Below are 24092 nucleotides of genomic sequence, written 5' to 3'. Positions count from 1 at the left end.
ACCTTGGGATCGTTACAAAACCATGTACCAGACTAATTTCATCGTCCGCGAACCCCTGCTCGATCCCAAGCAGCGCGTGATCGGCTACGAACTCGGTTGGCAACAGCGCGACGGCCAGACCGTCGGCGACGCCGACCTCGAAAGCCTCGTCGCCTTCGTGGCCGAACACGTGGTCGACGAGGAGCAGGGCTGGCTGCTGCGCGACAAGATCCTGTTCCTCGACGCCGTGCCGGCCATGTTGTCGCTGGATGCGCTGCACGCGCTGCCGCCGGAACGCACCGTGTTGTCGCTGCGCGTACGCGACCTCGCCAACGCCGATACCCGCGCCGCCGTGCAAGCCTTGCGCGCGGGCGGCGTCGGCATCTCGATCCGCGGCGCCGACCCAGCCCTGCTGGGCAAGAACCTCACGCCGTTCGCGTCCTACGCCGAAGTGCGCTTCACCGGTACCGACGTGGCCGCCCAGGCGCGCGCGTACGCGCTTGCGAAGCAGTCGGCGCTGCGCCTCGTCGGGCGGCCCGTCGCGACGTGGCCGGATTTCGATGCCTGCGCCGCGCTGGGCCTGGACGCCTTCGTCGGCAAGCTGCACCTGACGCCGCGCCCGGGCAACCCGGTCAAGGGCATGAACCCGGCCCAGACCATCATCCTGCAACTGATGCAGATGGTGCAGAACAACGAGGACGTGCCGAAGATCGAGGCCGTGCTCAAGCGCGATCCGGCGCTGATCTATAAACTCCTGCGCTTCATCAACTCGGCCGGCTTCGGTTCGGGCCGCGAGATCCAGTCGCTGCGCCAGGCCATCGCGATGCTGGGTTATGCGCCGCTGTACCGCTGGCTCGTCCTGTTGCTGGCCACCGCGAGCGCGAGCGGCTACTCGCCCGTGCTGATGGAAACGGCCGTCGTGCGTGCGCGCCTGTGCGAGCTGCTCGGCCAGACGCACCTGGCCCGCGGCGAAGGCGAGCACCTGTTCGTGGCCGGCATGTTCTCGTTGCTCGACCGCCTGCTGGGGTTGCCGATGAAGGAAGTGCTGGACACGATCCAGCTGCCGGAACAGGTCGTGCAGGCGCTGCTCGGGCGCGAGGGCACCTACGGGCCGTACTTGGCGCTGGCGGAGGCGTGCGAGTTGAATTCCGACCTCGTGGCGTCGCTGGCGGCGTCGCTGGACATCAGCCCGCATGACGTCAACAAGGCGCATTTGTCGGCGCTGGCGTGGGCGCAAAACGTGGCGGCATAAGCGTCATTCCCGCGCAGGCGGGAATCCATACTGAGTTTCCGACGTCGTAACGGTTGCTCAGACGACTCAACTCCGACAGGTCAGCATGGGTTCCCGCTTTCGCGGGGACGACGGGTGTCGCTATCGGTACCGCGTAACCGTTCAGCGCCGCTTCTGCACCTTGTCCACGGCTCGCTCGAGCGACTGGCGCATCTGCATCGACATGTTCGAGATGCGGCAGCCCACCTGCACCTGCTGGCCCAGGAGGAAGGTGCGGAACGGCCGCAGCAGGCGGACTTCGAGGTCGGCCGTGATGACGAGCGACGATCCCATCTCCAGCACGACGCCATCCAGTTTCTTGCCCACATACAGTTCGAGCGCCTGTTCCGGCGTCGCGCGCAGGCCGACGCCCCCGCGCGAAAAATCGTACAGCGGCATCTCGAACACCTTGCCCAGCATCGTGAAACGGGCGCCGTAATTCATGCCCACCGGCGATTCGAGGCGCGGCTCGGCGCGCCGGTTCAGCACGAGACAGACGTCCGGCAGGGGGAATTGCAGGAGGTCAGGCCGGTCGGGCACGGCGGCCGGGGCCGCGTCGAGCTCGAACTGGACCTTGGCATTGCTGCCCAGCGCCGCGACGAACACGGTCTTGTCTTGCAGCGCCACGCCGTGTTCGGCGAGGTCCAGCGTGAAGACCTTGCCCTCCGGATCGACGCTGTCGATGCGCGCCATGACCATGTCCTGGCCGCGCGGATAGACGGTCACGGGCTCGCCGGTGAGTGCGAGCGTCGTCAACGCGTCGCCGATGTCGAACGCGTCGCGCATTACGTGAAAGCCCGAATCGGGTTTGATCCGGGCGACGGCGTCCGCCGGTTTGGGCGGACCCTTGCGCATCAGAGGCACTGAGAGGTCTGTCAAAGCGCTACTCCTTCTTTTTACGTGGCTTGGGTAAAAAGGGTGAAAAGCCAAAGCCCGAGTCTAGCAAGAAGAGTTGCTAATTCCTACAACATATTTGCAACAATGGAACTTTTAGAGTCAGATCTCAAGATTATCGATCAGGCGCGTCACCCCTAACTTGGCCGCGGTCAGGACCACGAGCGGCGCGCCTGCTTCGTATTCCTCGCGGCTCGGGGCCTGCAGGTTCATGCGCTTGCGGATCGACACGTAGTCGGGCTTCCAGCCATGCCCGGCCAGGCGGTCCATCGCGTCGCGTTCGAGCGCGACCAGGTCGGCGTGGCCCGCGCGGGTCTGCTCGGCCACGTACTGCAGCGTCTGGTACAGGAACGGGGCCTCGGCGCGCTCCGCCGTGCTCAGGTAGCCGTTGCGCGACGACAGGGCCAGGCCATCTTCGGCGCGGAAGGTCTCGGCGCCGATGATTTCCGTCGGCAGCGCGAACTGGCGTGCCATATTGCGGACGATCATCAGCTGCTGGTAATCCTTCTTGCCGAACACGGCCACGCGCGGCTGCACGCACGAGAACAACTTTGTCACGACGGTGCACACGCCGTTGAAGAAGCCGGGGCGGAACTCGCCTTCCAGAATATTGCCCAGGTCGTCGGGCGGCTGGACGCGGTATTCCTGCGGTTCGGGATACAGGTCTTTCTCGGTCGGCGCGAACAGCACGTACACGCCTTCCTTCTCCAGCTTGGCGACGTCGGCTTCGAACGTGCGCGGGTATTTGTCGAAGTCCTCGTTCGGGCCGAATTGCAGGCGGTTGACGAAGATCGAGGCGACGACCGGATCGCCGTGGCGGCGCGCCAGGCGCATCAGCGACAGGTGGCCCTCGTGCAGATTGCCCATCGTCGGCACGAAGGCGGTGCGCAGTTGTCCGCGCAGCTGGTCGCGCAGTTCGTCAATGGTGGAAATGATTTTCATGATATCGGATTCGTAGTGGCGCTACGCCGGGGAATAGGCGAGCCGCACATAGATGGGGGCGAAAGGTTCGGCCTGGGTAATTTCGATTAACGTTTCTTTCGCCAGTTCGAGCATGGCGACGAAGTGCACGACGACGACCGGCACGCTGGCCTGGCCGCCGAACAATTCCGAGAACTCGACGAAGCGGGCCGACTGCAACGTACGCAGGATCGCCGACATGTGCTCGCGCACGGACAATTCCTCGCGGCCGATGCGGTGATGCTGGGTCAGCTTCGCGCGGCGCAGCACGTCCATCCAGGCGCGCTGCAGGTCGTGCGGGTCGACCTGCGGCCAGATCGGACCCAGCGCCTGCTCGATGTGCAGTTGCGGGCGCACGAAGTCGCGGTCCAGCTGGGGCAGGGCGCCCAGTTGCTGGGCCGCGAGCTTGATCTGCTCGTAGTCCAGCAGGCGCCGCACCAGTTCCGCGCGCGGGTCTTCCGCTTCCTCGACGAGCGTGTCGACGCGCTTGGGCAGCAGCATACGCGACTTGATCTCGATCAGCACCGCCGCCATCAGCAGGTATTCCGCCGCCAGTTCCAGATTGCTCTTGCGGATCTGCTCGACGTATTCCAGGTATTGCAGCGTGACCTGGGCCATCGGGATGTCGAGGATGTTGAAATTCTGCTTGCGGATCAGGTACAGCAGCAGGTCGAGCGGACCTTCGAATGCGTCGAGAAAAATCTCGAGCGCATCGGGCGGGATGTACAGGTCGGTGGGCAGGTGCAGCAGCGGCTCGCCGTACAGGCGCGCGATGGCGCTCTCGGCGTGGGCGTCGGCACCCGCGGCGTCAGCCGGGAGGCCCGTGGTGCCGTCGCCCGGATCGGGGTCGGCGCGCCCTTCGGGCGTCGCCTGCGCGGGCACCATGGTCGTCGGCCTCGGAAAGAATCAGGTGAAGATCGGACCGGGTCGCGTCAGACCTTGGTCTGGTACGGGTACGCCTGCTGGCGGAGACGCGATTCGTCGATGCGGCGCTGCTCGTCCAGCGACAGCGGGGCCTTGTCCCACAGCAGCGAGCGGCCGGCCTGCTGGCGCTCTTCCATGCCCGGGGTCTTTTCCTTCAGTTGCTTGATGAACTTGGTGTGCTCGGATTCGTACTGGGTGTGTTTCATGGCTTTTCTAGGCAGGTCGTACAAAACGGCGGCTTCGTTTATCGAGAGCCGCCGCGTCATAAAAACAAAGAATGATACTGCGAGTCAGCGCTTATTGGTGCAGCGCATTGAGCTGACGGGCGATGATGTCGTGGTTGAGCCACAGCACCGGGGCGATCTTCTCGGCCGCGCCGTGGAACATCAGCGGGCCGGCGCCTTCCAGCACGAGGGCCGACAGGTGGTCCGTGATCAGCGCCTTCTTGTCCTTGTGCAGCGAGGTGATCTCGTCGGACGTGCCGATCATCAGGTCGGCCAGCTCCGGCGTGTTGTCCATCGGCCAAGCCTCGAAATTGCGGAACGATGCGCTGGTGGCCGTCTGCAGATAGGCTTCCAGCTTGTCCAGGATCGATTGCAGCGACACGCCGTCGCCCAGCAGGCCCTGGCAGATGTCCCACTGTTCCTGCGCCCATGCGCCGCCGCCTTCCTTCTTCAGGGCGAGCAGCAGTGGGAACAGCGACAGTTCGACGCCGACGAAGATGTCGGACGAGTTCGTGCGGATTTCCGGGCAGTTGAACACGGTGGCGCTGACGCCCTGGGCCCAAGCGGCCTCGGCGATCGACTCCAGGCGCATCTTGGCATAGCCCTGCGTGTAGTTCGTGTAGGTCTGCCACACGTACTCGTCGCCGATCAGGATCTCGGTGCCGTGGTAGCCGTACGCCGTGTAGCGCACCTGGCCGCCTTTCGATTCCACGCGCGCGCGGATCGCGGCGGACGCGTCGATCAGGTATTTCAGCGTGTTTGCCGTGACTTCGTCGAAGTTCATCAGGATCAGCTTGCCGAGGTCGCTGTCCAGCAGGGCGCGCGACGACATGAAGCGCTCGCCGCGGCCTTTATAGATGCGGTTGGCAATGGCCAGGAAGGCCTTGACCTTCGGGATGCCGCCGGCCATCGTGTGTGCGAAGAACACATTGGCGCCGTCCGGGATCAGCTTGTCGATCTCGGCCATGACGGCCTTGGCGGACTCGGTGAAGCGCTGCACGCCGGCGGCGCGGCAACCTTCGATCTTGGTCCAGTCCAGTTTGTCTTCTTGCCAGCTCTTGAGGGTAATGCCGGAAAGCATCTCGGTCGGATTCTGCTCGCCCGGGGGCGCGTCCATGTCGAAACCGGCCATCAGCGGTACGTTGACGATGCGGCCACCGAGCTTTTCTTCCGCCTCGGCATGCTCGTCAGGCGTCAGCGCGCGCAGGGTGCCATCGTCGTTGCGGCGGCCGACGGTGATGCCGAGGATCGTCATGCCGGCGGCGCGCGCCTCGTCGATCAGGCCGTTCACATAGCCGCGGCCGAACAGTTCGCCGAACAGGACGAAGACGTCACCTTGGCGGTACAGATTCGCTTGCGGGATGTGCCTCAGGGCTTTGTATTCGGTCATATTTTTCGCTACCACTCAAAAGTAGATTTATTAAATTTATTAAATTTATTCTTCATGGGGTCAGAGCACGGTTCTTCTTTTAGGGCTCTGACCTCATCTAATTAAAAAACAGCGCATTATATACTGCCACCGGCGCGTAAAATTGATGGTATTCTGGCAAGGCATTGACTCGGTTTCCTCAACCTTTTCCGTACAGGTGATCCATGAAAGCTGTCCCGCATTGCGTCGCGCTTCTCGTCGCCGTTTCGTTTGCCCTGGCCGGATGCGCCAGCACCCAGGATACGCCGGACTCGCCCGCGCTCGGCGCCGCGTCCACGTCGACCATGGACACGGCGGCCGCAATCACGGGCAGCCGCATCCCGGCGAAGCGCACCGAAAAGATGGTCAGCCAGATCGGCGGCCAGGATTACAAGGACAACAAGAGCGCGTTGGCGGCGCCGTTACAGAGCCACTGACGCCGCCGAGCCGGGCCTAGCGGATCCGCATGCCCGGCTGGGCGCCGCTCACCGGCTCCAACAGGTACAGGCCCGGATTCGCCTTTTCGTCCTTGCTCGATGCGCACAGCACCATGCCTTCCGATACGCCGAATTTCATCTTGCGCGGCGCCAGGTTGGCCACCAGGACGGTCAGCTTGCCGATCAACTGCTCAGGCTGGTAAGCCGACTTGATACCCGAGAACACATTACGATAGCGGCCTTCGCCCACGTCCAGCGTGAGGCGCAGCAGCTTGCTCGAACCTTCGACGTGCTCACAATTGACGATCTTCGCCACGCGCAGGTCGATCTTGGTGAAGTCGTCGATCGAGATCTCCGGCGCCAGTTCTTCGATGTCGGCGGCTTCGGCAGTCGCGGCCGGTGCGGCTGCGGTCTCGGCGGCAGGCGCGGCGGCCGGGGCCGGCTTGTCGAACAGGTCCTCGACCATCTTCGCGTCCACGCGTTGCATCAGGTGGCTGTAGGCGCCGATGGTGCGGCCCAGCAGCGGGGCGTACACGCGCTCGCCTTGGGTGTCGTCCCACGAGTAGGCTTCGTCCCCGAGGAATTCGCGCACGCGCGCGGCCACATGCGGCAGCACGGGCGACAGCAGGATCGTCAGCTGGCGGAACAGGATCAGCGCGGCGGTGCAGACGTCGTGCAGCTCGGCCGTCTTCGTCTCGTCCTTGGCCAGGATCCACGGCTTGTTCTCGTCGACGTAGCGGTTGGCGACATCGGCCACTTCCATGATCTCGCGCAGCGCCTTGCCGAACTCGCGCGACTCGAAGTTCGCCGCGATCGACGCCTGGCGCTCGCCGAGGTTGCCATTAACTTCGCCGTTCAGCGCGCGGGCAATCCACTGTTTCGCATCGTCCGACAGCGTCGACGCCAGCTTGCCGTCGAAGCGCTTGGCGACGAAGCCGGCGCAGCGGCTGGCGATGTTCACGTACTTGCCGATCAGGTCGCTGTTCACGCGCGCGACGAAATCGTCGCCCGTGAAGTCGAGATCTTCGACGCGCGCGTTCAGCTTGAACGCGAGGTAGTAGCGCAGCCATTCCGGATTCATGCCCAGCTGCAGATAGCGCAGCGGCGAGATGCCCGTGCCGCGCGACTTCGACATCTTTTCGTTGTTCACGGTCAGGTGGCCGTGGACGTTGACCTTCAGCTTGTCGATGATCGGGTGGCCCGAGAAATTCAGCATCGCCGGCCAGAACAGCAGGTGGAACGAGACGATGTCCTTGCCGATGAAGTGCACTTGCTCCGCCGACGGATCGTTCAGGAAGGCTTCGTAATCGATACCCTGCTTCTCGAAGTAATTCTTGAGGCTGGCGAGATAGCCGACCGGCGCGTCCAGCCACACGTAGAAGAATTTGCCCGGCGCGTCCGGGATCGGGATGCCGAAATAGGGCGCGTCGCGCGAAATGTCCCAGTCGGCCAGCTTTTCGCCGTTCTCGCCCAGCCATTCCGACACCTTGTTGACCATTTCCGGCTGCAGGCGGCCCGGGGTGTTCAGCCACTCCTTCAGGAATTGGAAGCAGCGCGGGTCGGACAGCTTGAAGAAGTACTGCTCGGACGGCTTCAGGATCGGCGTCGACCCGGTGAACACGGAGTACGGATTGATCAGCTCGGTCGGCTGGTAGGCGGCGCCGCACACTTCGCAGTTGTCGCCGTACTGGTCCTTCGCGTGGCAGACCGGGCACTCGCCCTTGATGTTGCGGTCGGCCAGGAACATGCCTTTCGCCGTGTCGTAGAAGCGGTCGACGGTCTTCGTGTAGATCAGGCCATTGTCGCGCAGGCGGCGGTAGATACCCTGCGACAGGTCGACGTTTTCCGGCGAATCCGTCGAATACCAGTTGTCGAAGGCGATGTGGAAGCCGTCCAGGTATTGCGCGCGGCCGGCCGCGATCTTCGCGACGAATTCCTGCGGCGTCACGCCTTCCTTCTCGGCGGCGATCATGATCGGCGTACCGTGCGTATCGTCGGCGCCGACGAAGTGCACGACGCGCTGTTCGCCGGCGTCGCGCTGCATTCGCTGGAACCGGACCCAGATGTCGGCCTGGATGTACTCCATCATGTGGCCGATGTGGAAGGCAGCGTTGGCGTAGGGCAGGGCGGTGGTGACGAACAGCTTGCGTGTCATGGTGGAAGGTTGAGGTTGTCCAGGAAAAAAGGCATTTTACCAGCGGATGACCCTGAGCGCGCAGGGGGAACTTTTGCGCTAAACTTGCGCATCACATCCGGAGAACCCAATGAGCATCACTGTAGATGACGTCAAGGCCGCCCTGGCCGCTGTCGTCGATCCCAATACCAATAAAGATTTCGTATCCTCCAAGGCAGTCAAGAATATCCAGGTCGACGGGGGCAACGTCGCCCTCGACATCGAGCTCGGCTATCCGGCCAAGAGCCAGGCGGCGGGCATCCGCGCTTCCGTCGTCGACGCGCTGCGCAAGCTGCCCGGCGTGAGCAACGCCAGCGTCAACGTCACGAGCAAGATCCTGTCGCACGCCGTGCAGCGCGGCCTGAAGGTGATGCCGAACGTGAAGAACATCATCGCCGTCGCGTCCGGCAAGGGTGGCGTCGGCAAGTCGACGACGGCCGTCAACCTCGCGCTGGCCCTGGCCGCCGAGGGCGCCAAGGTCGGCCTGCTGGACGCCGACATCTACGGCCCGTCGCAGCCGATGATGCTGGGCGTCTCGGGCCGTCCGCAAAGCTTGGACGGCAAGACGATGGAGCCGCTGGAAAACCACGGCGTGCAGGTGTCGTCGATCGGCTTCATGATCGATCCGGACGAGCCGATGGTGTGGCGCGGCCCGATGGTCACGCAGGCGCTGCAGCAGCTGCTGGAACAGACGAACTGGAAAGACGTCGACTACCTCGTCGTCGACATGCCGCCGGGCACGGGCGACATCCAGCTGACGCTGGCGCAGAAAGTGCCCGTCACGGGCGCGGTGATCGTCACCACCCCGCAGGATATCGCCCTGCTGGACGCGCGCAAGGGCCTCAAGATGTTCGAGAAGGTCGGCATCCCGATCCTCGGCGTCGTGGAAAACATGAGCACCCACATCTGCTCGAACTGCGGCCATGTCGAGGCGATCTTCGGCGAAGGCGGCGGCGAGAAGATGTGCGCCGACTTCCACGTGGAATTCCTCGGCAAGCTGCCGCTGCAGCTGTCGATCCGCGAGCAGACGGATTCGGGGACGCCGACCGTTGTCGCCGAGCCGGATGGTCCCGTCGCCGCGATCTACAAGGACATCGCGCGCAAGGTGGCGGTCAAGGTGGCCGAGCAGGCGAAGGATATGACGGCGAAGTTTCCGACGATCGTCGTCAAGAACGACTAAACGCGGAGGGGTCAGAGCCCGGTTCTTCTTCTAGGGCTCTGACCCCGGTGCCCAGCCGCGACAGAACTAGACAGAACTAAAAACCGGTTTCTGACGCGCGGCCACAGATTCACCGGTCGATCTGATCAGATGAGGTCAGAGCCCTAACGGAAAAACCGGGCTCTGACCCCATAAGATGCTGACCCCCGGTGCCCAGCCGCGACAGAACTAAAAACCGGTTTCTGACGCGCGGCCACAGATTCACCGGTCGATCTGATCAGATGAGGTCAGAGCCCTAACGGAAAAACCGGGCTCTGACCCCATAAGATGCTGACCCCATAAGATGGGGATGGCGTTTATGAGCTAACAAAAGAATGCGTATCGAAACAATTCGCGCGAGGTTGCGCGCCTTGGGCGCCCAGCCCCTGCACGAAGACCGCGTGCTGCGCGACTGGGTCCGCGTGATGGACCACGACCGCGGCCGCCGCCGCCCCGACGATTTCCTGCCGAAGCCCGTCCGGGAAGCGTTGCCGCAGCTGGATGCCGAACTGGATGCGCTCGCGCGCGTCCTCGGCACGCATCCGGCCGACGACGGCTCGGCCCGCCTGCTGGTCGGCCTCGCCGATGGCCAGACCGTGGAATCCGTGCTGCTGCCGCGCGACGGAGTGTGCGTGTCGAGCCAGGTCGGGTGCGCGGTCGGGTGCCAGTTCTGCATGACGGGGCAAAGCGGCCTGATCCGGCAAGTGACGAGCGGCGAGATCGTCGCCCAGGTCGTGCTGGCGCGCCGTCGGCGGCCCGTGAAGAAAGTCGTGTTCATGGGCATGGGCGAGCCCGCGCACAATCTGGACAATGTGCTGGAAGCCATCGACCTGCTCGGCATCGAGGGCAATATCGCCCACAAGAACCTCGTGTTCTCGACGGTGGGCGATCCGCGCGTGTTCGAGCGGCTGCCCGAAGGGCGCGTGAAGCCGGCGCTGGCGCTGTCGCTGCATACGACGAAAGCGGACCTGCGCGCGCGCCTGCTGCCGCGCGCGCCGCGCATGACGGCCTTTGAGCTGGTCGACGAGGGCGAACGTTACGCGCGCCTCACCGGCTATCCGATCCAGTACCAGTGGACCTTGCTGGACGGCGTCAACGATGGCGAGGACGAGCTGGAGGCGCTCGTGAGTCTCCTGCGCGGCAAGTATGCCGTGCTGAACATGATCCCCTACAACACGAATCCCGGCCTCGACTTCCGCCGGCCCCGCTGGGACAAGGCGCGCGCGATCGCTGCGTGGCTGTTCGAGCGGGGCGTGCTGACCAAGCTGCGGGACTCGGCCGGCCAGGACGTCGACGGTGGCTGCGGCCAGTTGCGGGCGCGCGCTACGGCACGTGGCGACGTAACGGAAACGCCTCGATCGATTCCACTGCGGCGCTCGACATATACCAGTCGTTGACCACGAGCTGCGGCGTGTCCACATGCATCGTCCCGAGCGGCATCCCGCGCAGCTCGGCCAGCACCGCGGCGAAGCGTGCGGGACCGGCCGGCGGCGCAATAAACCGCAGCAGGGTCGAATGCGCCGTGACGAGCCGATAGCGCTGGTCGAGCATGCCGTCCAGTCCACGTGCACGCAGCGCGTCGCGCAGGCGCGTGCGCAGCAGCTCCAGCGTGCCGTCGCGCGGAAAGCCCCGCGCCAGCACGGCGCCGCGCGAGATCGTGATGCCGTCGAAGTCGATGTCGAACGCGGGCAAGCCGTCCACCGCCGCGCGCACGGCCGCCGTGTAGCCGGCACGGCGCGCCAGATGCGGTGCGTAGTCTTCCGTCACCGTGAACAGCGACAGGATCGTCACGTGCAGGTCGGCACGGGGTTGGCGGTACTGGCGCGGATCGGCGCCGGCCAGGCGGTCCTGCACGTGTTCGAGGCGGGCCGCCAGCGCCGGGTCGGGGCGGGCGATCAGGGTCATGCCGCGGCGCGGATCGAGGCCGCCGCCCAGATGCGTGTCGCAGTCGACGTCGCCCAGGGCGACGGCCGGCCAGGCGCGTTCCCACATGGCGTCGTAGTGGGCCCGCAGATCGGGTGCAGGACTATGGCTCATCGGCGAGATTATCGCCCGTCTACGCCACGCGCGCGATGCCCGGCTCGACCTGGCGCGCGCGCACCTGGTTGCGGCCGCCCCGCTTGGCCTCGTACATCAGCTCGTCCGCGACGGCGATCAGGCTTTGCGGCGTGATCGCCTGGCTCACGGCGAAGTCGGCGCCGACGACGCCGAAGCTGGCGGTCGTGGCCAGGGCCGCGTCGCCGCAATCGACGCGCAGGGCGGCGAAGGCAGTGCGCACGCGCTCGGCCAGTTCGGTGGCGCCGTCCAGCCGCGTTTCCGGCAGGATGATCAGGAATTCCTCGCCGCCGTAGCGCACGACGGTGTCGACGGATTCGCGCGTCATCGTCTGGAGCAGATGCGCGAAGCTGCGCAGCAGTTCGTCGCCGGCGTGGTGGCCGTAGGTGTCGTTGATGGCCTTGAAGCCGTCCAGGTCGCACATGATCAGCGACAGGCTGAGGCGGTAGCGGCGCGCGCGGGCGATCTCGCCGTCGAGCAGGGCCGCGTTCAGGTGGCGCCGGTTGTAGCAGCCCGTCAGCGGATCGCGGACGGACAGGTTCGTCAGCACCTGCTGCGTGCGGTATTGCTCGCGCCACAGGCGCGCGTGACGGTTCGCCGCGACGGCGCCGAAGGCGTTGGCGAACAGGATCAGCATCGTCATCGACACGAGGTGGCGCGTCGATTCGAGATGCTGGTGCCAGGACAGCGCGATGAAGACGAGGCTGGCGCCGAGCGCGATGGCGACGGCCGTGCGCAGCCGGTTCGGAATGAAGATCAGGACCACGACGGCCATCAGGCCGACGGATGTGCCGTGCAGCAGGGTGTCGGCCGGGCGGCGCCACGCGACGATCATGTACGTGAGCATGCCCAGCAAGGTGAAGGCGCTCGCGACCCGGTATGCGGCCGTGACGGGCGCTGGCGCGCGCCACGCATGGCGCACGCCGACCCAGGCCAGCATCGGCACGGTGGACCGGGCCAGCAGCGACGGGATCGCGCCCGGCAGGCCGAGGGCCAGGATGTCGGTGACGCTGAACATCATGTAGAACAGCGAGCACAGGGTCAGGGCGCGGCGCAGGTCGCGCAGGATCGTCCGGGATTGCGCGTGCAGGAAGCCGATTTCCGTCGCCGCGCAGACGAATTCCCCGCGCAAACGCGCAATGGCAGCGGGGATCGGGTCGTTCGGCATGGACGGGAAGGGGGGAGGTGGGAATATGAGGCGAGACTCTAGCGAAAAGTTTAGTTTCTGTAAAGTAATTTTCAGCCGTTTCGGGCCGTGATGGCGCGGGTTCGCGCCTCCCCTCGTTGGCGGGGCAGGCTGTAAAATAGCCGCTTGATCAATTCCAGGCCGTATCCGACCATGACCGTCCGTACCCGTTTCGCTCCCAGCCCGACCGGCTATCTCCACCTCGGCGGCGCCCGCACCGCGCTCTACTCGTGGGCCTATGCCCGCCACTTCGGCGGCACCTTCGTCCTGCGCATCGAAGATACCGACCTGGAGCGTTCGACGCCGGAAGCCGTGCAGGCGATCCTGGAAGGCATGACATGGCTGGGCTTGAACCACGACGAAGGCCCGTTCTACCAGATGCAGCGGATGGACCGTTACCGCGAGGTGGTCAAGGGCATGCTGGAAGCCGGCACCGCATACCTGTGCTACTGCTCACCGGAAGAAGTGGAAGCGATGCGCGAGCGCATGCGCGCCGCCGGCGAAAAGCCGCGCTACGACGGCACCTGGCGCCCGGAACCGGGCAAGACGTTGCCGCCCGTGCCGGAAGGCGTCAAGCCCGTCGTGCGCTTCAAGAATCCGCTCGACGGCGAGGTCACGTGGCACGACGTCGTCAAGGGCCAGATCACTATCGCCAACAAGGAACTGGACGATCTCGTGATCGCCCGTCCGGACGGCACGCCGACGTATAACTTCTGCGTCGCGGTCGACGACTGGGACATGAAGATCACCCACGTGCTGCGCGGCGACGACCACGTCAACAACACGCCCCGCCAGATCAATATCCTGCGCGCCCTCGGCGCCGAGCTGCCGCAGTACGGCCACCTGCCGATGATTCTCGGCGCGGATGGCCAGAAGCTGTCCAAGCGCCATGGCGCCGTCAGCGTGATGGACTACCCGGAGCAGGGCTATCTGCCGGAAGCGATGCTGAACTACCTCGCACGCCTGGGCTGGAGCCACGGCGACGACGAGATCTTCTCGATGCAGCAGTTCACCGAGTGGTTCAACCTCGACCACCTGACCGCGTCGGCCGCGCAGTTCAATCCGGAAAAGCTGGGCTGGCTGAACAACCACTATATCAAGCAGGCCGACAACGAGCGTCTGGCAGGCCTGGCGCGTCCGAAGATGGAACGCGAGGGCGCGGTGTTCGACGGCGCGCCGCCGCTCGCCGCCGTGCTGGGCCTCATGAAAGAGCGCACCAACACGATCAACGAGCTGGCCGACGCCGCCATGCTGTTCTACCGCGAGCCCAAGCCGGACGCGGCGCTGCTGGCCCAGCACCTGACCGACGCCGTGCGTCCTGCGCTGGCCCAGTTCGCCGAGCGCCTGCGCGACGTGGAATGGACCAAGCCGGCGCTGTCCGCCATGATGAAAGAGGTGCTGGCCGCGCACGGTCTCAAGATGCCGCAACTGGCCATGCCGCTGCGTCTGCTGGTGACGGGGCAGCTGCAGACGCCGGCCATCGACGCGGTGCTGGAATTGTTCGGCCGCGATGTCGTCGTGGCACGCGTGAGCAAGGGCTTCTGAGCGCGGGGCGCTCAGAAGGACATCCCGTCTTGGTATTTGCGAAATGCAAGTGCGTCCGCTATAATGCTCGCACTTCAGCGCTGCGGGGGTATAGCTCAGCTGGGAGAGCGCTTGCATGGCATGCAAGAGGTCAGCGGTTCGATCCCGCTTACCTCCACCACGTTCTGAAGTAGATTGCGACGTTCGGGTCCCCATCGTCTAGAGGCCTAGGACATCACCCTTTCACGGTGAGTACCGGGGTTCGAATCCCCGTGGGGACGCCAGATCCGCAATCGCGACGTTGAAAAACGACGTAAGCAGTAAATGTAGTGTGTTATAGTGCTGTTTTCCCGTAGGGGGTATAGCTCAGCTGGGAGAGCGCTTGCATGGCATGCAAGAGGTCAGCGGTTCGATCCCGCTTACCTCCACCAAGCAGGGAAAAACAGTACGTAATGCAGTGCATGAAAGTCCAGGGTCCCCATCGTCTAGAGGCCTAGGACATCACCCTTTCACGGTGAGTACCGGGGTTCGAATCCCCGTGGGGACGCCAAGATTTGATCAGCCGGGTCAGAGCCCACCCGAGAAAAGCGGGCTCTGACCCTGGAAGATGAGTAGGTTGTGCAAGGAAGCCGCCTTGAGCGGCTTTTGTTTTGGGGGTATAGCTCAGCTGGGAGAGCGCTTGCATGGCATGCAAGAGGTCAGCGGTTCGATCCCGCTTACCTCCACCAAGTTTCAAGCAGTACGGTAGTTCAGGTCCCCATCGTCTAGAGGCCTAGGACATCACCCTTTCACGGTGAGTACCGGGGTTCGAATCCCCGTGGGGACGCCAGTTTTTTTGGTGTATGATGCCTGCGATCAGGCATAGCAGTAGGAAGTTCCGAGGTCCCCATCGTCTAGAGGCCTAGGACATCACCCTTTCACGGTGAGTACCGGGGTTCGAATCCCCGTGGGGACGCCAAGAGTCGCAATACAGAATACGCAGCAACAGTTTTAGGTCCCCATCGTCTAGAGGCCTAGGACATCACCCTTTCACGGTGAGTACCGGGGTTCGAATCCCCGTGGGGACGCCAGTCAAAGACCGGAGCAGACCACCCGCACATGCGGAAAGGTGCTCCGGTTTTTCTTTGGATCGGCGAAACCATGCACAACGATCAACGCTCCACGACACTTACCATCTTCTGCAAGGTGGTCGACAACTTCGGCGACATCGGCATCTGCTGGCGTCTCGCGCGGCAGCTGCATCACGAGCACGGCATCGCCGTGACGCTGTGGGTCGACGACCTCGCCAGCTTCCGCCGCATCTGGCCAGCCGTCGCCGTCGATGCCGCGACGCAGGTCGTGGACGGCGTGCGCGTCATCCACTGGCGCGACCAGGACGGCGCATTCGTGCCGGACGACGTGGCCGACATCGTGATCGAATTCTTCGGCGTCGACATCCCGCCCGGCTATATCGCCGCGATGGCGCAGCGCGAGCCGCGGCCCGTGTGGATCAATTACGAAGGTCTCAGTGCCGAAGCGTGGGTCGAAGGCTGCCACAGGCTGCCGTCGATGCACCCGCGCCTCAAGCTGACCAAGCATTTCTTTTTCCCCGGCTTCACCGACAAGACGGGCGGCCTGCTGCGCGAACGGGGCCTGCTCGACGCGCGCGACCGCTTCCAGGCCGACCCCGCAGCGCGCGCCGGATTCCTCGGGCGGCTGGGCGTCACGCAGGATGCGCCGGCGGCGTTGAAGGTCAGCCTGTTCTGCTATCCGCATGCGCCGCTGGCCGAGTTGTTCGGCGCCTGGCGCGACGGTGACCGGGCGGTCGTGTGTCTCGTGCCGCAGGGCGTCGCGCGCGAGCACGTCGGCGATTTCCTCGGCGCCGACCCCGTGCCCGGCGCGGCCGCGACACGCGGCAATCTGACCCTGCGCGTGATCCCGTTCCTGTCGCAGGACGACTACGATCGCCTGCTGTGGTCGTGCGACCTGAACTTCGTCCGCGGCGAGGATTCCTGGGTGCGCGCGCAATGGGCCGGCCGGCCCTTCATCTGGCACATTTATCCGCAAGATGAAAACTTGCATCATGTTAAACTCCGCGCGTTCCTGCAAAAGTACGCGGCGAACCTGGATGGCCTGATCGATTTTTCCCTGCGCTGGAATGGCGCGGAAGGCGGGGGTGTCGACGCGCCTTTGTGGACGTCCCTGCAAGCCGAATTACCGGCAATTACCGAGCGCAATGTCGAATGGCAAACGCTGATGTTGGCGAATGGCGACTTGGTGAGCAATCTGCTCGGTTTCGCCCGGTCGCTGCGGTAGTCGACGGGCGAGGAACATGGTATCATGCTTGATTACTGCAACTCATTTTTAGGTTAAAACCCACCTATGAAACCCGCAAAAGAAATCCGTGTCGGCAACATCATCATGGTTGATGACAAGCCTTTCATCGTGCTGCGCTCCGACGTTAACGGCTCGAGCCGCACGGGCTTCACGTACAAGTGGAAGATGAAGAATCTTCTCACCAACGCTCCGCTGGAAAACGTGTTCCGCGGCGACGACAAGTTCGACGTCGTCGTCCTGGACAAGAAGCCGGTGACCTACTCGTACTTCGCCGACCCGCTGTACGTCTTCATGGATGAAGAGTACAACCAGTACGAAATCGAAGAAGAGAACATGGGCGAAGCCGTCAACTACCTGAAAGACGGTATGGCATGCGAAGCCGTGTTCTACGACGGCAAGGCCATCTCGGTCGAACTGCCGATCACCATCGCACGCCAGGTCGTCTACACGGAACCGGCCGTCAAGGGCAATACCTCGGGCAACGTCCTGAAGGAAGCCAAGATCGAGAACGCCATCGAAGGCAAGCAGTTCACGATCCAGGTGCCGCTGTTCGTCAACCAGGACGACACCATCGAAATCGACACCCGTACCGCCGAGTACAAGCGCGTCGTCCGCAACTAAGCCGACCCGCTCCCTGAAAAACGCTGTCCATCGGGCAGCGTTTTTTTTTCGTCCTTCTTATCGACATGGCGGCATGTCGCATCGTCAAGAGTGCTGATATGCTGAGCATTCTTGACGGGAGGATGCATGGATCGCAGGGATTTCGTTCGATTGGGACTGGCGGCGGCTGCCGCGGCGGGTATGACCGCGAAGGCGGCGGGCAAGGAACTTGACGCCGTCCTGGACGCCGGCGTGCGCGAGCAGCAGGCGCTGATGGAAACCGGCAAGCTGACGTCGAAGGTGCTCGTGCAGCGCTACCTGGCGCGCATCGCCGCCATCGACAAGGCGGGGCCGCGGCTCAACGCCGTCATCGAACTGAATCCGGACGCGCCCAGGATCGCCGCCGACCTCGACCGCGAACGCGGCGCGGGCAAGGTGCGCGGCCCGCTGCACGGCATTCCCGTCCTGCTGAAGGACAATATCGCGACCGGCGACAGGATGAGCACGAGCGCCGGCTCGCTCGCGCTGGATGGCGTGCGCGCCACGCGCGATGCGTTCGTCGCGGCACGCCTGCGCGCGGCCGGCGCCGTCATCCTCGGCAAGACGAACCTGTCCGAATGGGCGAACATGCGGTCGACGCATTCGGTCAGCGGCTGGAGCGGACGCGGCGGCCAGACGCGCAATCCGTATGCGCTGGACCGCAACACGAGCGGTTCCAGTTCCGGCTCCGGCGCCGCGATGGCGGCCGCGCTCGCAACGCTCGCGATCGGCACGGAGACGGACGGCTCGATCGTGTCGCCGTCGTCGATCTGCGGCATCGTGGGCATCAAGCCGACCCTGGGACTCGTCAGCCGCGGCGGCATCATCCCGATCGCCCATTCGCAGGACACGGCCGGCCCGATGACGCGCACCGTCGCCGACGCCGCGCTGCTGCTCGCCGCCATCGCGGGCGCCGATCCGGATGACGCCGCCACGAGCGCCTTCCAGGGCAAGCCCGCCGATTTCGCGGCCGCGCTGCGGACGGACGGCCTGCGCGGCCGCCGCATCGGCGTGGCGCGCAATTTCTTCGGGAATCACCCGGCCGTCGACGCCGTCATCAACGCCGAACTGGCCATCCTGAGCGCGCAGGGCGCGACGCTCGTCGACGTGCAGGTGCCCAATGCCGACAAATACGGCGACACGGAACTGGAAGTGCTGCTGTCCGAATTCCGGCCCGACCTGGAAGCGTACCTCGCCGGCTACGCGCCGCATGCGCCGATCAGGACGATGGCCGACCTGATTGCGTTCAACGACAAGCACGCCGCGCGCGAATTGCGGCACTTCGGCCAGGAACATCTGATCGCGGCAGCGGCCAGGCCCGGCCTCGACGCGAAGGCCTACCGCGACGCGCTCGCCAACAACCGCCGCTACAGCCGCGAAGAGGGCATCGACAAGGTCCTGCGCGAGGAACAACTGGATGCGCTGGTGGCTCCGACGGGCGGCACCGGATGGCTGACCGACTACATCAATGGCGACCACGACGGCCCCAGCTTTTCATCGCCCGCGGCCGTGGCCGGCTACCCGCATGTGACGGTCCCGGCGGGCCAGGTACACGGACTGCCCGTCGGCCTGTCGTTCGTCGGCGGCGCATGGAGCGAGGCGGCCCTGATCGCGATGGCCTATGCCTACGAACAGGCCAGCCAGCGGCGCCGCGCGCCCACATTCCCCGCGTCCGTCAACGTTCGCTCCTGACCCAGACGAAGGCGCAGACGGCCGAGGCCAGCGCCGTGGCGGCGCACACGATCATCGCCGCGTGGAACGGCCCCAGCAGCGCGCGGCCTTGCGCCGTCAGCACGGCACCCAGCAGCGCGGTCGCGATCAGCCCGCCGCCGCGCGCGACCGCGCTGTTGAAGCCGGACGCGATGCCCGTGTGGCTGCCGTCGACGGACGACAGCACGGCCGTCGTCAGCGGCGCCGCCACGCACGCCATGCCGACGGCGATGACGACGATCGCGGGCAGCACGTGCGTCGCGTAGCCGCCGGCGCCGATGCGCGTGCCCAGCAGGAAGCCGCCCGCGACGATCAGCGCGCCGATCGACAGCGGCAACCGGGCCCCGTGGCTGCCGGCCACCCGGCCCATCAGCGGCGAGCCGATCGCCAGCACGACGGGAAACGGCAGCAGCGCGGCGCCCGCCTGCTTGGCCGAATACTGCAGGGCCTGGATCAGCACATACGGCACGAGCAGCATCAGCGCGCCCAGCGCGCCGTACAGCAGAAAGGTCATCAGGTTCAGGCCGGAAAAACTGTGCGATCCGAACAGCTTCAGCGGCAGCATGGCTGTGTCGCCCGCGCGCCGTTCGGTCCACAGGAAGGCGAGCAGGACGACGGCGCCGGCCACCATCGCCAGGCCCGACGCCATCGTCACGCCCTTGTCGGCCGAGGCGGCGGCGAGGCCCCATGTCAGGCAGCCCAGGCCGGTGCTGGCCAGCAAGGCGCCGGGCGGATCGAGCGCCACCGGCTTGTCGCCGCGCGGCACGTCGACGTAGCGCCAGCCGAGGAAGACCGCCAGTGCCGCGATGGGCACGTTGATGTAGAAGACGGTGCGCCAGCCGACCGTGTCGATCAGCCAGCCGCCCAGCAGCGGCCCGACGGCGCCCGCGGCGGCGCCGGCCGCGGCCCAGATCCCGATCGCCTTGCCGTGCGCCTTGCCGTCGAACGTCGCACCGAGGATGGCGAGGCTGTTCGGCAGCAGCAATGCGGCGCCGATGCCTTGCAGCACGCGCCCGCCGATGAGCAGCCACAGCCGCGGCGCCCACGCGCACAGCAGCGACGCGAGCGCGAACGTGACGATGCCCGCGAGCAGGATGCGGCGCCGGCCGTAGCGGTCGCCGGCGGCGCCGCCCAGCAGCAGTAACGAGCTCAGCGGCAAAAGATAGCCATTGACCACCCACGACAGGTCGGCTCCCGCGCCGCCCAGGTCGCGGCCGATGGCGGCCAGGCCGACGTTGACGACCGAGCCGTCGATGAACGCGAGGCTGCTTGCCAGGATCGACGTGGCCAGCACGAGGTTCGGGTGGTCCGCGTGGCCGCTCGGCGGCGTGCTGTCGGCCAGCGAGCGGTCGCAATGGGCGGGCAGGGCGCTCACACGGTCCGCCGTTGCTGCGTTAGCGCGGCGTCGCCGCCTGCTTGGCCTTGGTGAAGACGGGGCCCCACAACGGATGGCCGTGCTCGCCCGGTGCCAGGTCGAACGACGGGTCGAGCCGCAGCGCCCGGTCGAACGCCTGGCGGCACGGCGCCGGCCGCGACGTCACGCAATAGCTGAACGCCAGGTATTTCAGCGCGGTGAGGCGTGTGGCGAGCGGACCGTTGTTGACGTCGCGCGCGGACAGGCGCCGGATCGCGCCGTTGTAGTCGCCGTCGTTGTACAGGCGGATGCCTTCCTGCAGACCGGCGCTGGGCGCCGGCGTCTCGTCGCGGTCGCGCGGCCGTTCCTTCGGACGCGGTGGGGCTTCGCGCGGCGGCGGCGCTTCCCGTTCCACCGGCGTGTTCGCCTTGGGATGGCTGGGGGTGCGCGCCGGTTTCTTGTCGAAGCCGGGGAAGTCGGCGCAACCGCCGAGCAGCGCGGCCGTCGCGGCCAGCAGCACAACGTGGACGAAGGGGCGCTGGATATTCATCGGTCTCCGGGCTGTCATCGGGGTTCGGCGTTGAAGTCGACGGTGATCTGCCCGTCGCCGCTCGCGGTGTCGACCTCGAGCACGCGGTCGTGGAAATTCGGATTCGTGACGCGGATCGTGTGGCGGCCCGGCGTCAGCGTGAGGCGCTTGACGGGCGGGCTGACGCCGCGGTCGACGTCGTCCACGTACACGACGCCCCACGGCAGGATCTGCAGCTTGTAGAGATTGCCGTTCGGCGTCACGACGACGCCCGGCAGGTGGCCCGCGGCGGCCGGCTCGCCTGGCGCGGCGGCGACGGCTGGCGCCGGCGGCGCCGCTTGCGGCACGGCCGCGGCGCCGTCGGCGGAGGCGGAGGCTGCGGCCTGCGGCAGGCCGGGCGCTGGCGCGGCATTGCCTGCGCCGCTTGCCGTCGTGCCGGCCGTCGCGCTGCCCGTCGGCGTGGAAGCGGAATGCGTCCCGTCGCCCTGCTGCGGCAAGGTCAGTACGATGTGGTCGAACGAGCCCGAATCGCGCATCTCGGCGAACATGGCCACCGCGAGCGCGATGAGGATGGCGCCCCCGCCCGCCGCGACGGCCCAGCGCTGCCAGCGGCTCAGGACCAGGCTGCGGCGCGGCTGTTCGGTGCCTTGCATGAAGGAGGGCAGTTCGAGGCCGGCGGGCGACGCCGCGCGCGCCGCGTCGGTGTCGTGCTCGACGTGGGGCGCGGTGGAGACCGCCGGGTGTGGCTCGATGTCGTCCAGTGGCGGCGTCATGTGCGACGCCACTGCGGCGCCGACGGGCGGCCCCAGCGGAACGATGCCCAGCAGGTCGCGCAATTCCTCGATGCTGCGCGGGCGCCGCGCGGGGTCGGGATCCATGCAGCGGTCCACCGCGTTGACGAGGGATTCGCTATAGCCTTCCGCGCGGCCCGCCAGCGGCCCGGTGGGCGCGAGTTCATGCGTGATGGCGTAGTGGACGATGCGCGCCAGCGCGTTCAGGTCCTCGGCTTCGCGCGCGTCCGGCGGACCGACGTCGGTGGGGATGAGCAGCGGCTCGCCGTTCTCGTGGAACACGATCGTGTCGGGCGTGATGGCGCGATGCGGCATGTGCATGGCGTACTGCAGTTCGAGCGACTGCAGGATCTGGCGAAAGATCTTGCGGCACCACACTTCGTTGACCTGCTCGGGACTGTACTCGACGATGTCCCTGACGCTGCGGCCTTCAAGGTGCTGCTGCTCGGGTCCGATGGAAGTTAGGCTGGTCATTTTGCTAAGGCATGGGCTTGGCAAAATCATGCCAGATTTACAGGACCCATGCCCCGCGCTTAACTCAACCGTGCGCGCCTGTTACAACTGTTACAAAATGAGCGGGCCGCGAACGGCTGTGCCGCGGTCAGTCTTCGATGAAGCGCATCTTGAAGTGGCGGCCCTTGATGGTGCCGAATTCGGGGCCCAGCGGATTGCCCCCGTTCAGCCGGTCGAACGCCTGTTGCGCGATGTGGCGGTCGAGCGCGACGTAACTCATGAACTCGAAGATATTGATCTTGCCAACCTGTTCCTTCGTGAGGCCGGCATCGCCCGTCAGTGCGCCCAACAGGTCGCCCGGACGCAGCTTGTCCTTTTTGCCGCCGGAGATGCACAAGGTCACCATCGGCGCCGGTTCGGCCGGGCCGTTCTCATCGCTCAGCGTATCGAGCGCGTGCCACTCGGCCGTGAAGCCCTGCGCTTCCTCGATTAATCGGACCCAGCGCTTTTCATTGGGCGCACACAGCGACAGCGCGAGACCCGTTGCCCCCGCGCGTCCCGTGCGGCCGATGCGGTGCACGTGCACTTCCGGGTCCTTCGACACGTCGACGTTGATGACGGCGCCGAGCCCGGCGATGTCGATGCCGCGCGCGGCGACGTCGGTCGCGACGAGCACCGCGCAGCTGCGGTTGGCGAAGCGCACGAGCGTCTCGTCGCGTTCGCGCTGCTCCATCTCGCCGTACAGCGCGAGCGCCGAAAAGCCGAGCTCGCGCAACGCGTCGGCCACCTCGCGGCAGCGCGCCTTCGTGTTGCAGAACGCGATCGCGGAAGCGGGGCGGTGGTGCCGCAGCAGCCGGGCGACGGCGTCCACGCGGCCGTCGAAGCCGATCTCGTAGAAGCGCTGCTCGATGCGGGCCGGCGCGTGTTCCGTGTCGACCGCCACGTCGAGCGGATCGCGCAGGAAGCGCGCGGTGGCGGCGCGGATGTCGTCCGGATACGTCGCGGAAAACAGCAGGGTCTGGCGATGAGCCGGGCAGGCGTGCACGATTGCGGCGATCTCGTCATAGAACCCCATGTCCGTCATGCGGTCGGCCTCGTCCAGCACGAGGGTGTGCAGGCGGGCGAGGTCGAGCGTGCGGCGCTCCAGGTGATCGCGGATGCGGCCCGGCGTGCCGACGACGATGTGCGCGCCGAACTCGAGCGTCGCGATCTGCGGACGCATCGGAATGCCGCCCGTCAGCACGACGACCTTGACGTTGCCGATGCCGCGCGCCAGCCGGCGCAGTTCATTGGCGACCTGGTCGGCCAGTTCGCGCGTCGGACACATGACGAGCCCCTGCACGGCGAACAAGGTCGGGTTCAGCTTGAGCAGCATGCCGATGCCGAACGCGGCCGTCTTGCCGCTGCCCGTCTTCGCCTGCGCGATCAGGTCGCGGCCTTGCAGCGCGAGCGGCAGCGTGGTCGCCTGCACGGGCGTCATCTGTTTGTAGCCGAGCTGGTCGAGGTTGGCCAGGAAGGGGGCTGCCAGCGGCAGCGAGGAAAAGGCGGTGTCGGACATGTCGTCGGCCGCGCGATCGCGGCGGTGTGTTGGCCGCGTGGGGCGGCGTTGCGTTGCCGCTCAGGCCGCCGGCTTCCAGATGGGCAAGCCGGTCAGGTCGAGATCGGGATCGTGTTTCCAGGCCGGCAGACCGGTCGCATCCGTGTCCGCCAGGTCCACCAGCATCAGCTGTTCCTGCTTCGGCAGCGTGCGCCGCGCCCGGGTGCGTTTGGACGCAGATGCAGGTTCTGCGGATGAGTCGGGCAAGGCGGCAGAGACAGCGGCAGTATCGTCGTGCGGTGCCGGCTCGAAGCCCGGCAGGTCGAAGGTCGCGTTGTCTTTCTTGTCTCTCATGCGCTGCACTGGCCCAGAAAACAAAAGCCCGGCTGCAAGAGTCGGGCTTGTTGTTACGGTATTTGGTTGCGGGGACAGGATTTGAACCTGTGACCTTCGGGTTATGAGCCCGACGAGCTGCCAGACTGCTCCACCCCGCGTCTGAGAACGCTATTTTAACCGGATCGGCGCCGGAGC

21 protein-coding genes and 9 tRNA genes are annotated in these 24092 nt (G+C 65.8%); 16 read left to right on the top strand and 14 right to left on the bottom strand.

Translation table 11 applies throughout. The annotated features are described in order from the left end of the window. Positions 1-22: 22 nt before the first annotated feature. On the top strand, positions 23-1231 hold the full coding sequence (locus BVG12_RS10445; protein WP_075792327.1) for an EAL and HDOD domain-containing protein: 1209 nt from the start codon (positions 23-25) through the stop codon (positions 1229-1231). Between the two features lie 141 nt (positions 1232-1372). On the opposite strand, the gene BVG12_RS10440 is transcribed toward BVG12_RS10445, so the two are convergent. The 5 genes from BVG12_RS10440 to BVG12_RS10420 all read right to left on the bottom strand — a co-directional run bounded on the left by BVG12_RS10440 (position 1373) and on the right by BVG12_RS10420 (position 5641). Next, on the bottom strand, positions 1373-2128 hold the full coding sequence (locus tag BVG12_RS10440; RefSeq protein WP_229503853.1) for a PilZ domain-containing protein: 756 nt from the start codon (positions 2126-2128) through the stop codon (positions 1373-1375). A 117-nt stretch (positions 2129-2245) separates the two neighbouring features. Beyond that, positions 2246-3085 carry a pantoate--beta-alanine ligase gene (gene panC, locus BVG12_RS10435; protein ID WP_075792326.1) on the bottom strand — a complete coding sequence of 280 codons (840 nt, stop codon included), beginning with the start codon at positions 3083-3085 and terminating at the stop codon, positions 2246-2248. 21 nt (positions 3086-3106) lie between these two features. After that, on the bottom strand, positions 3107-3988 hold the full coding sequence (locus BVG12_RS10430) for a segregation and condensation protein A (protein WP_075792325.1): 882 nt from the start codon (positions 3986-3988) through the stop codon (positions 3107-3109). Between the two features lie 47 nt (positions 3989-4035). Beyond that, a complete protein-coding gene (locus BVG12_RS10425; RefSeq protein WP_075792324.1) occupies positions 4036-4233 on the bottom strand; it encodes a DUF3460 family protein in 198 nt (65 codons plus the stop codon). 91 nt (positions 4234-4324) lie between these two features. Continuing rightward, positions 4325-5641 carry an enoyl ACP reductase FabMG family protein gene (locus tag BVG12_RS10420; protein ID WP_075792323.1) on the bottom strand — a complete coding sequence of 439 codons (1317 nt, stop codon included), beginning with the start codon at positions 5639-5641 and terminating at the stop codon, positions 4325-4327. A gap of 203 nt (positions 5642-5844) precedes the next feature. On the opposite strand from BVG12_RS10420, the gene BVG12_RS10415 reads away from it, so the two are divergent. Continuing rightward, the gene (locus BVG12_RS10415) at positions 5845-6096 is read left to right on the top strand and encodes a hypothetical protein (RefSeq protein WP_075792322.1); all 252 of its coding nucleotides are present in this window, start codon (positions 5845-5847) and stop codon (positions 6094-6096) included. A 16-nt stretch (positions 6097-6112) separates the two neighbouring features. On the opposite strand, the gene metG is transcribed toward BVG12_RS10415, so the two are convergent. Beyond that, a complete protein-coding gene (metG, locus tag BVG12_RS10410; protein WP_075792321.1) occupies positions 6113-8251 on the bottom strand; it encodes a methionine--tRNA ligase in 2139 nt (712 codons plus the stop codon). 109 nt (positions 8252-8360) lie between these two features. On the opposite strand from metG, the gene apbC reads away from it, so the two are divergent. Together apbC and BVG12_RS10400 are read left to right on the top strand one after the other, a co-directional pair. Continuing rightward, positions 8361-9449, top strand: a complete 1089-nt coding sequence (gene apbC, locus BVG12_RS10405; protein ID WP_075792320.1) for an iron-sulfur cluster carrier protein ApbC — start codon at positions 8361-8363, stop codon at positions 9447-9449. Between the two features lie 353 nt (positions 9450-9802). Continuing rightward, positions 9803-10864, top strand: coding sequence for an RNA methyltransferase (locus BVG12_RS10400; RefSeq protein WP_083684887.1), 1062 nt, complete (start codon positions 9803-9805; stop codon positions 10862-10864). Here the strand turns inward: BVG12_RS10400 and BVG12_RS10395 are convergent. Then, the gene (locus BVG12_RS10395; RefSeq protein ID WP_156895603.1) at positions 10791-11504 is read right to left on the bottom strand and encodes a 2'-5' RNA ligase family protein; all 714 of its coding nucleotides are present in this window, start codon (positions 11502-11504) and stop codon (positions 10791-10793) included. The two genes, BVG12_RS10400 and BVG12_RS10395, sit on opposite strands and share 74 nt — an antisense overlap. Before the next feature lie 19 nt (positions 11505-11523). Continuing rightward, entirely contained in the window at positions 11524-12690 is a 1167-nt protein-coding gene (locus BVG12_RS10390) for a GGDEF domain-containing protein (RefSeq protein WP_075792318.1), read from the bottom strand. A gap of 171 nt (positions 12691-12861) precedes the next feature. On the opposite strand from BVG12_RS10390, the gene gltX reads away from it, so the two are divergent. The 12 genes from gltX (at position 12862) to BVG12_RS10330 (ending at position 18879) form a co-directional block, all read left to right on the top strand. Next, positions 12862-14253: a glutamate--tRNA ligase gene (gene gltX, locus BVG12_RS10385; RefSeq protein WP_075792317.1), complete on the top strand. Its 1392-nt coding sequence runs from the start codon at positions 12862-12864 to the stop codon at positions 14251-14253. A gap of 84 nt (positions 14254-14337) precedes the next feature. Next, a tRNA-Ala gene (locus tag BVG12_RS10380) sits at positions 14338-14413 on the top strand. A gap of 27 nt (positions 14414-14440) precedes the next feature. Beyond that, a tRNA-Glu gene (locus tag BVG12_RS10375) sits at positions 14441-14516 on the top strand. Between the two features lie 71 nt (positions 14517-14587). After that, positions 14588-14663 (top strand) — tRNA-Ala (locus BVG12_RS10370). A 43-nt stretch (positions 14664-14706) separates the two neighbouring features. Next, positions 14707-14782: transfer RNA gene (locus BVG12_RS10365), tRNA-Glu, on the top strand. A 102-nt stretch (positions 14783-14884) separates the two neighbouring features. Further along, positions 14885-14960, top strand: a tRNA-Ala gene (locus tag BVG12_RS10360). Between the two features lie 25 nt (positions 14961-14985). Continuing rightward, positions 14986-15061 (top strand) — tRNA-Glu (locus tag BVG12_RS10355). A 53-nt stretch (positions 15062-15114) separates the two neighbouring features. Beyond that, a tRNA-Glu gene (locus BVG12_RS10350) sits at positions 15115-15190 on the top strand. Between the two features lie 36 nt (positions 15191-15226). Then, positions 15227-15302: transfer RNA gene (locus tag BVG12_RS10345), tRNA-Glu, on the top strand. A 70-nt stretch (positions 15303-15372) separates the two neighbouring features. After that, the gene (earP, locus tag BVG12_RS10340) at positions 15373-16527 is read left to right on the top strand and encodes an elongation factor P maturation arginine rhamnosyltransferase EarP (RefSeq protein ID WP_075792316.1); all 1155 of its coding nucleotides are present in this window, start codon (positions 15373-15375) and stop codon (positions 16525-16527) included. A gap of 66 nt (positions 16528-16593) precedes the next feature. Next, on the top strand, positions 16594-17169 hold the full coding sequence (locus tag BVG12_RS10335; RefSeq protein ID WP_075792315.1) for an elongation factor P: 576 nt from the start codon (positions 16594-16596) through the stop codon (positions 17167-17169). 126 nt (positions 17170-17295) lie between these two features. Then, positions 17296-18879 carry an amidase gene (locus BVG12_RS10330; protein ID WP_075792314.1) on the top strand — a complete coding sequence of 528 codons (1584 nt, stop codon included), beginning with the start codon at positions 17296-17298 and terminating at the stop codon, positions 18877-18879. Here the strand turns inward: BVG12_RS10330 and BVG12_RS10325 are convergent. From BVG12_RS10325 to BVG12_RS10300, 6 genes are all read right to left on the bottom strand, one after another. Beyond that, a complete protein-coding gene (locus BVG12_RS10325; RefSeq protein ID WP_075792313.1) occupies positions 18863-20272 on the bottom strand; it encodes an MFS transporter in 1410 nt (469 codons plus the stop codon). The two genes, BVG12_RS10330 and BVG12_RS10325, sit on opposite strands and share 17 nt — an antisense overlap. A 19-nt stretch (positions 20273-20291) precedes the next feature. Beyond that, positions 20292-20801, bottom strand: a complete 510-nt coding sequence (locus BVG12_RS34530; protein WP_169926805.1) for a TssQ family T6SS-associated lipoprotein — start codon at positions 20799-20801, stop codon at positions 20292-20294. A 14-nt stretch (positions 20802-20815) separates the two neighbouring features. Continuing rightward, positions 20816-22045, bottom strand: a complete 1230-nt coding sequence (locus BVG12_RS10315) for a serine/threonine-protein kinase (RefSeq protein ID WP_075792312.1) — start codon at positions 22043-22045, stop codon at positions 20816-20818. A 127-nt stretch (positions 22046-22172) separates the two neighbouring features. Next, positions 22173-23582 carry an ATP-dependent RNA helicase DbpA gene (gene dbpA, locus BVG12_RS10310; RefSeq protein ID WP_075792311.1) on the bottom strand — a complete coding sequence of 470 codons (1410 nt, stop codon included), beginning with the start codon at positions 23580-23582 and terminating at the stop codon, positions 22173-22175. Between the two features lie 60 nt (positions 23583-23642). Beyond that, positions 23643-23915 (bottom strand): hypothetical protein, encoded by a 273-nt coding sequence (locus BVG12_RS10305; protein WP_075792310.1) that lies wholly within the window; start codon positions 23913-23915, stop codon positions 23643-23645. 63 nt (positions 23916-23978) lie between these two features. After that, positions 23979-24055, bottom strand: a tRNA-Met gene (locus BVG12_RS10300). Positions 24056-24092 lie beyond the last annotated feature (37 nt).

The organism is Massilia putida, assembly GCF_001941825.1.
GTDB classification, from domain to species: domain Bacteria; phylum Pseudomonadota; class Gammaproteobacteria; order Burkholderiales; family Burkholderiaceae_D; genus Telluria; species Telluria putida.
The sequence above is the reverse complement of the archived record's forward strand: the minus strand, read 5'-3'. Positions and strand labels throughout refer to the sequence as shown.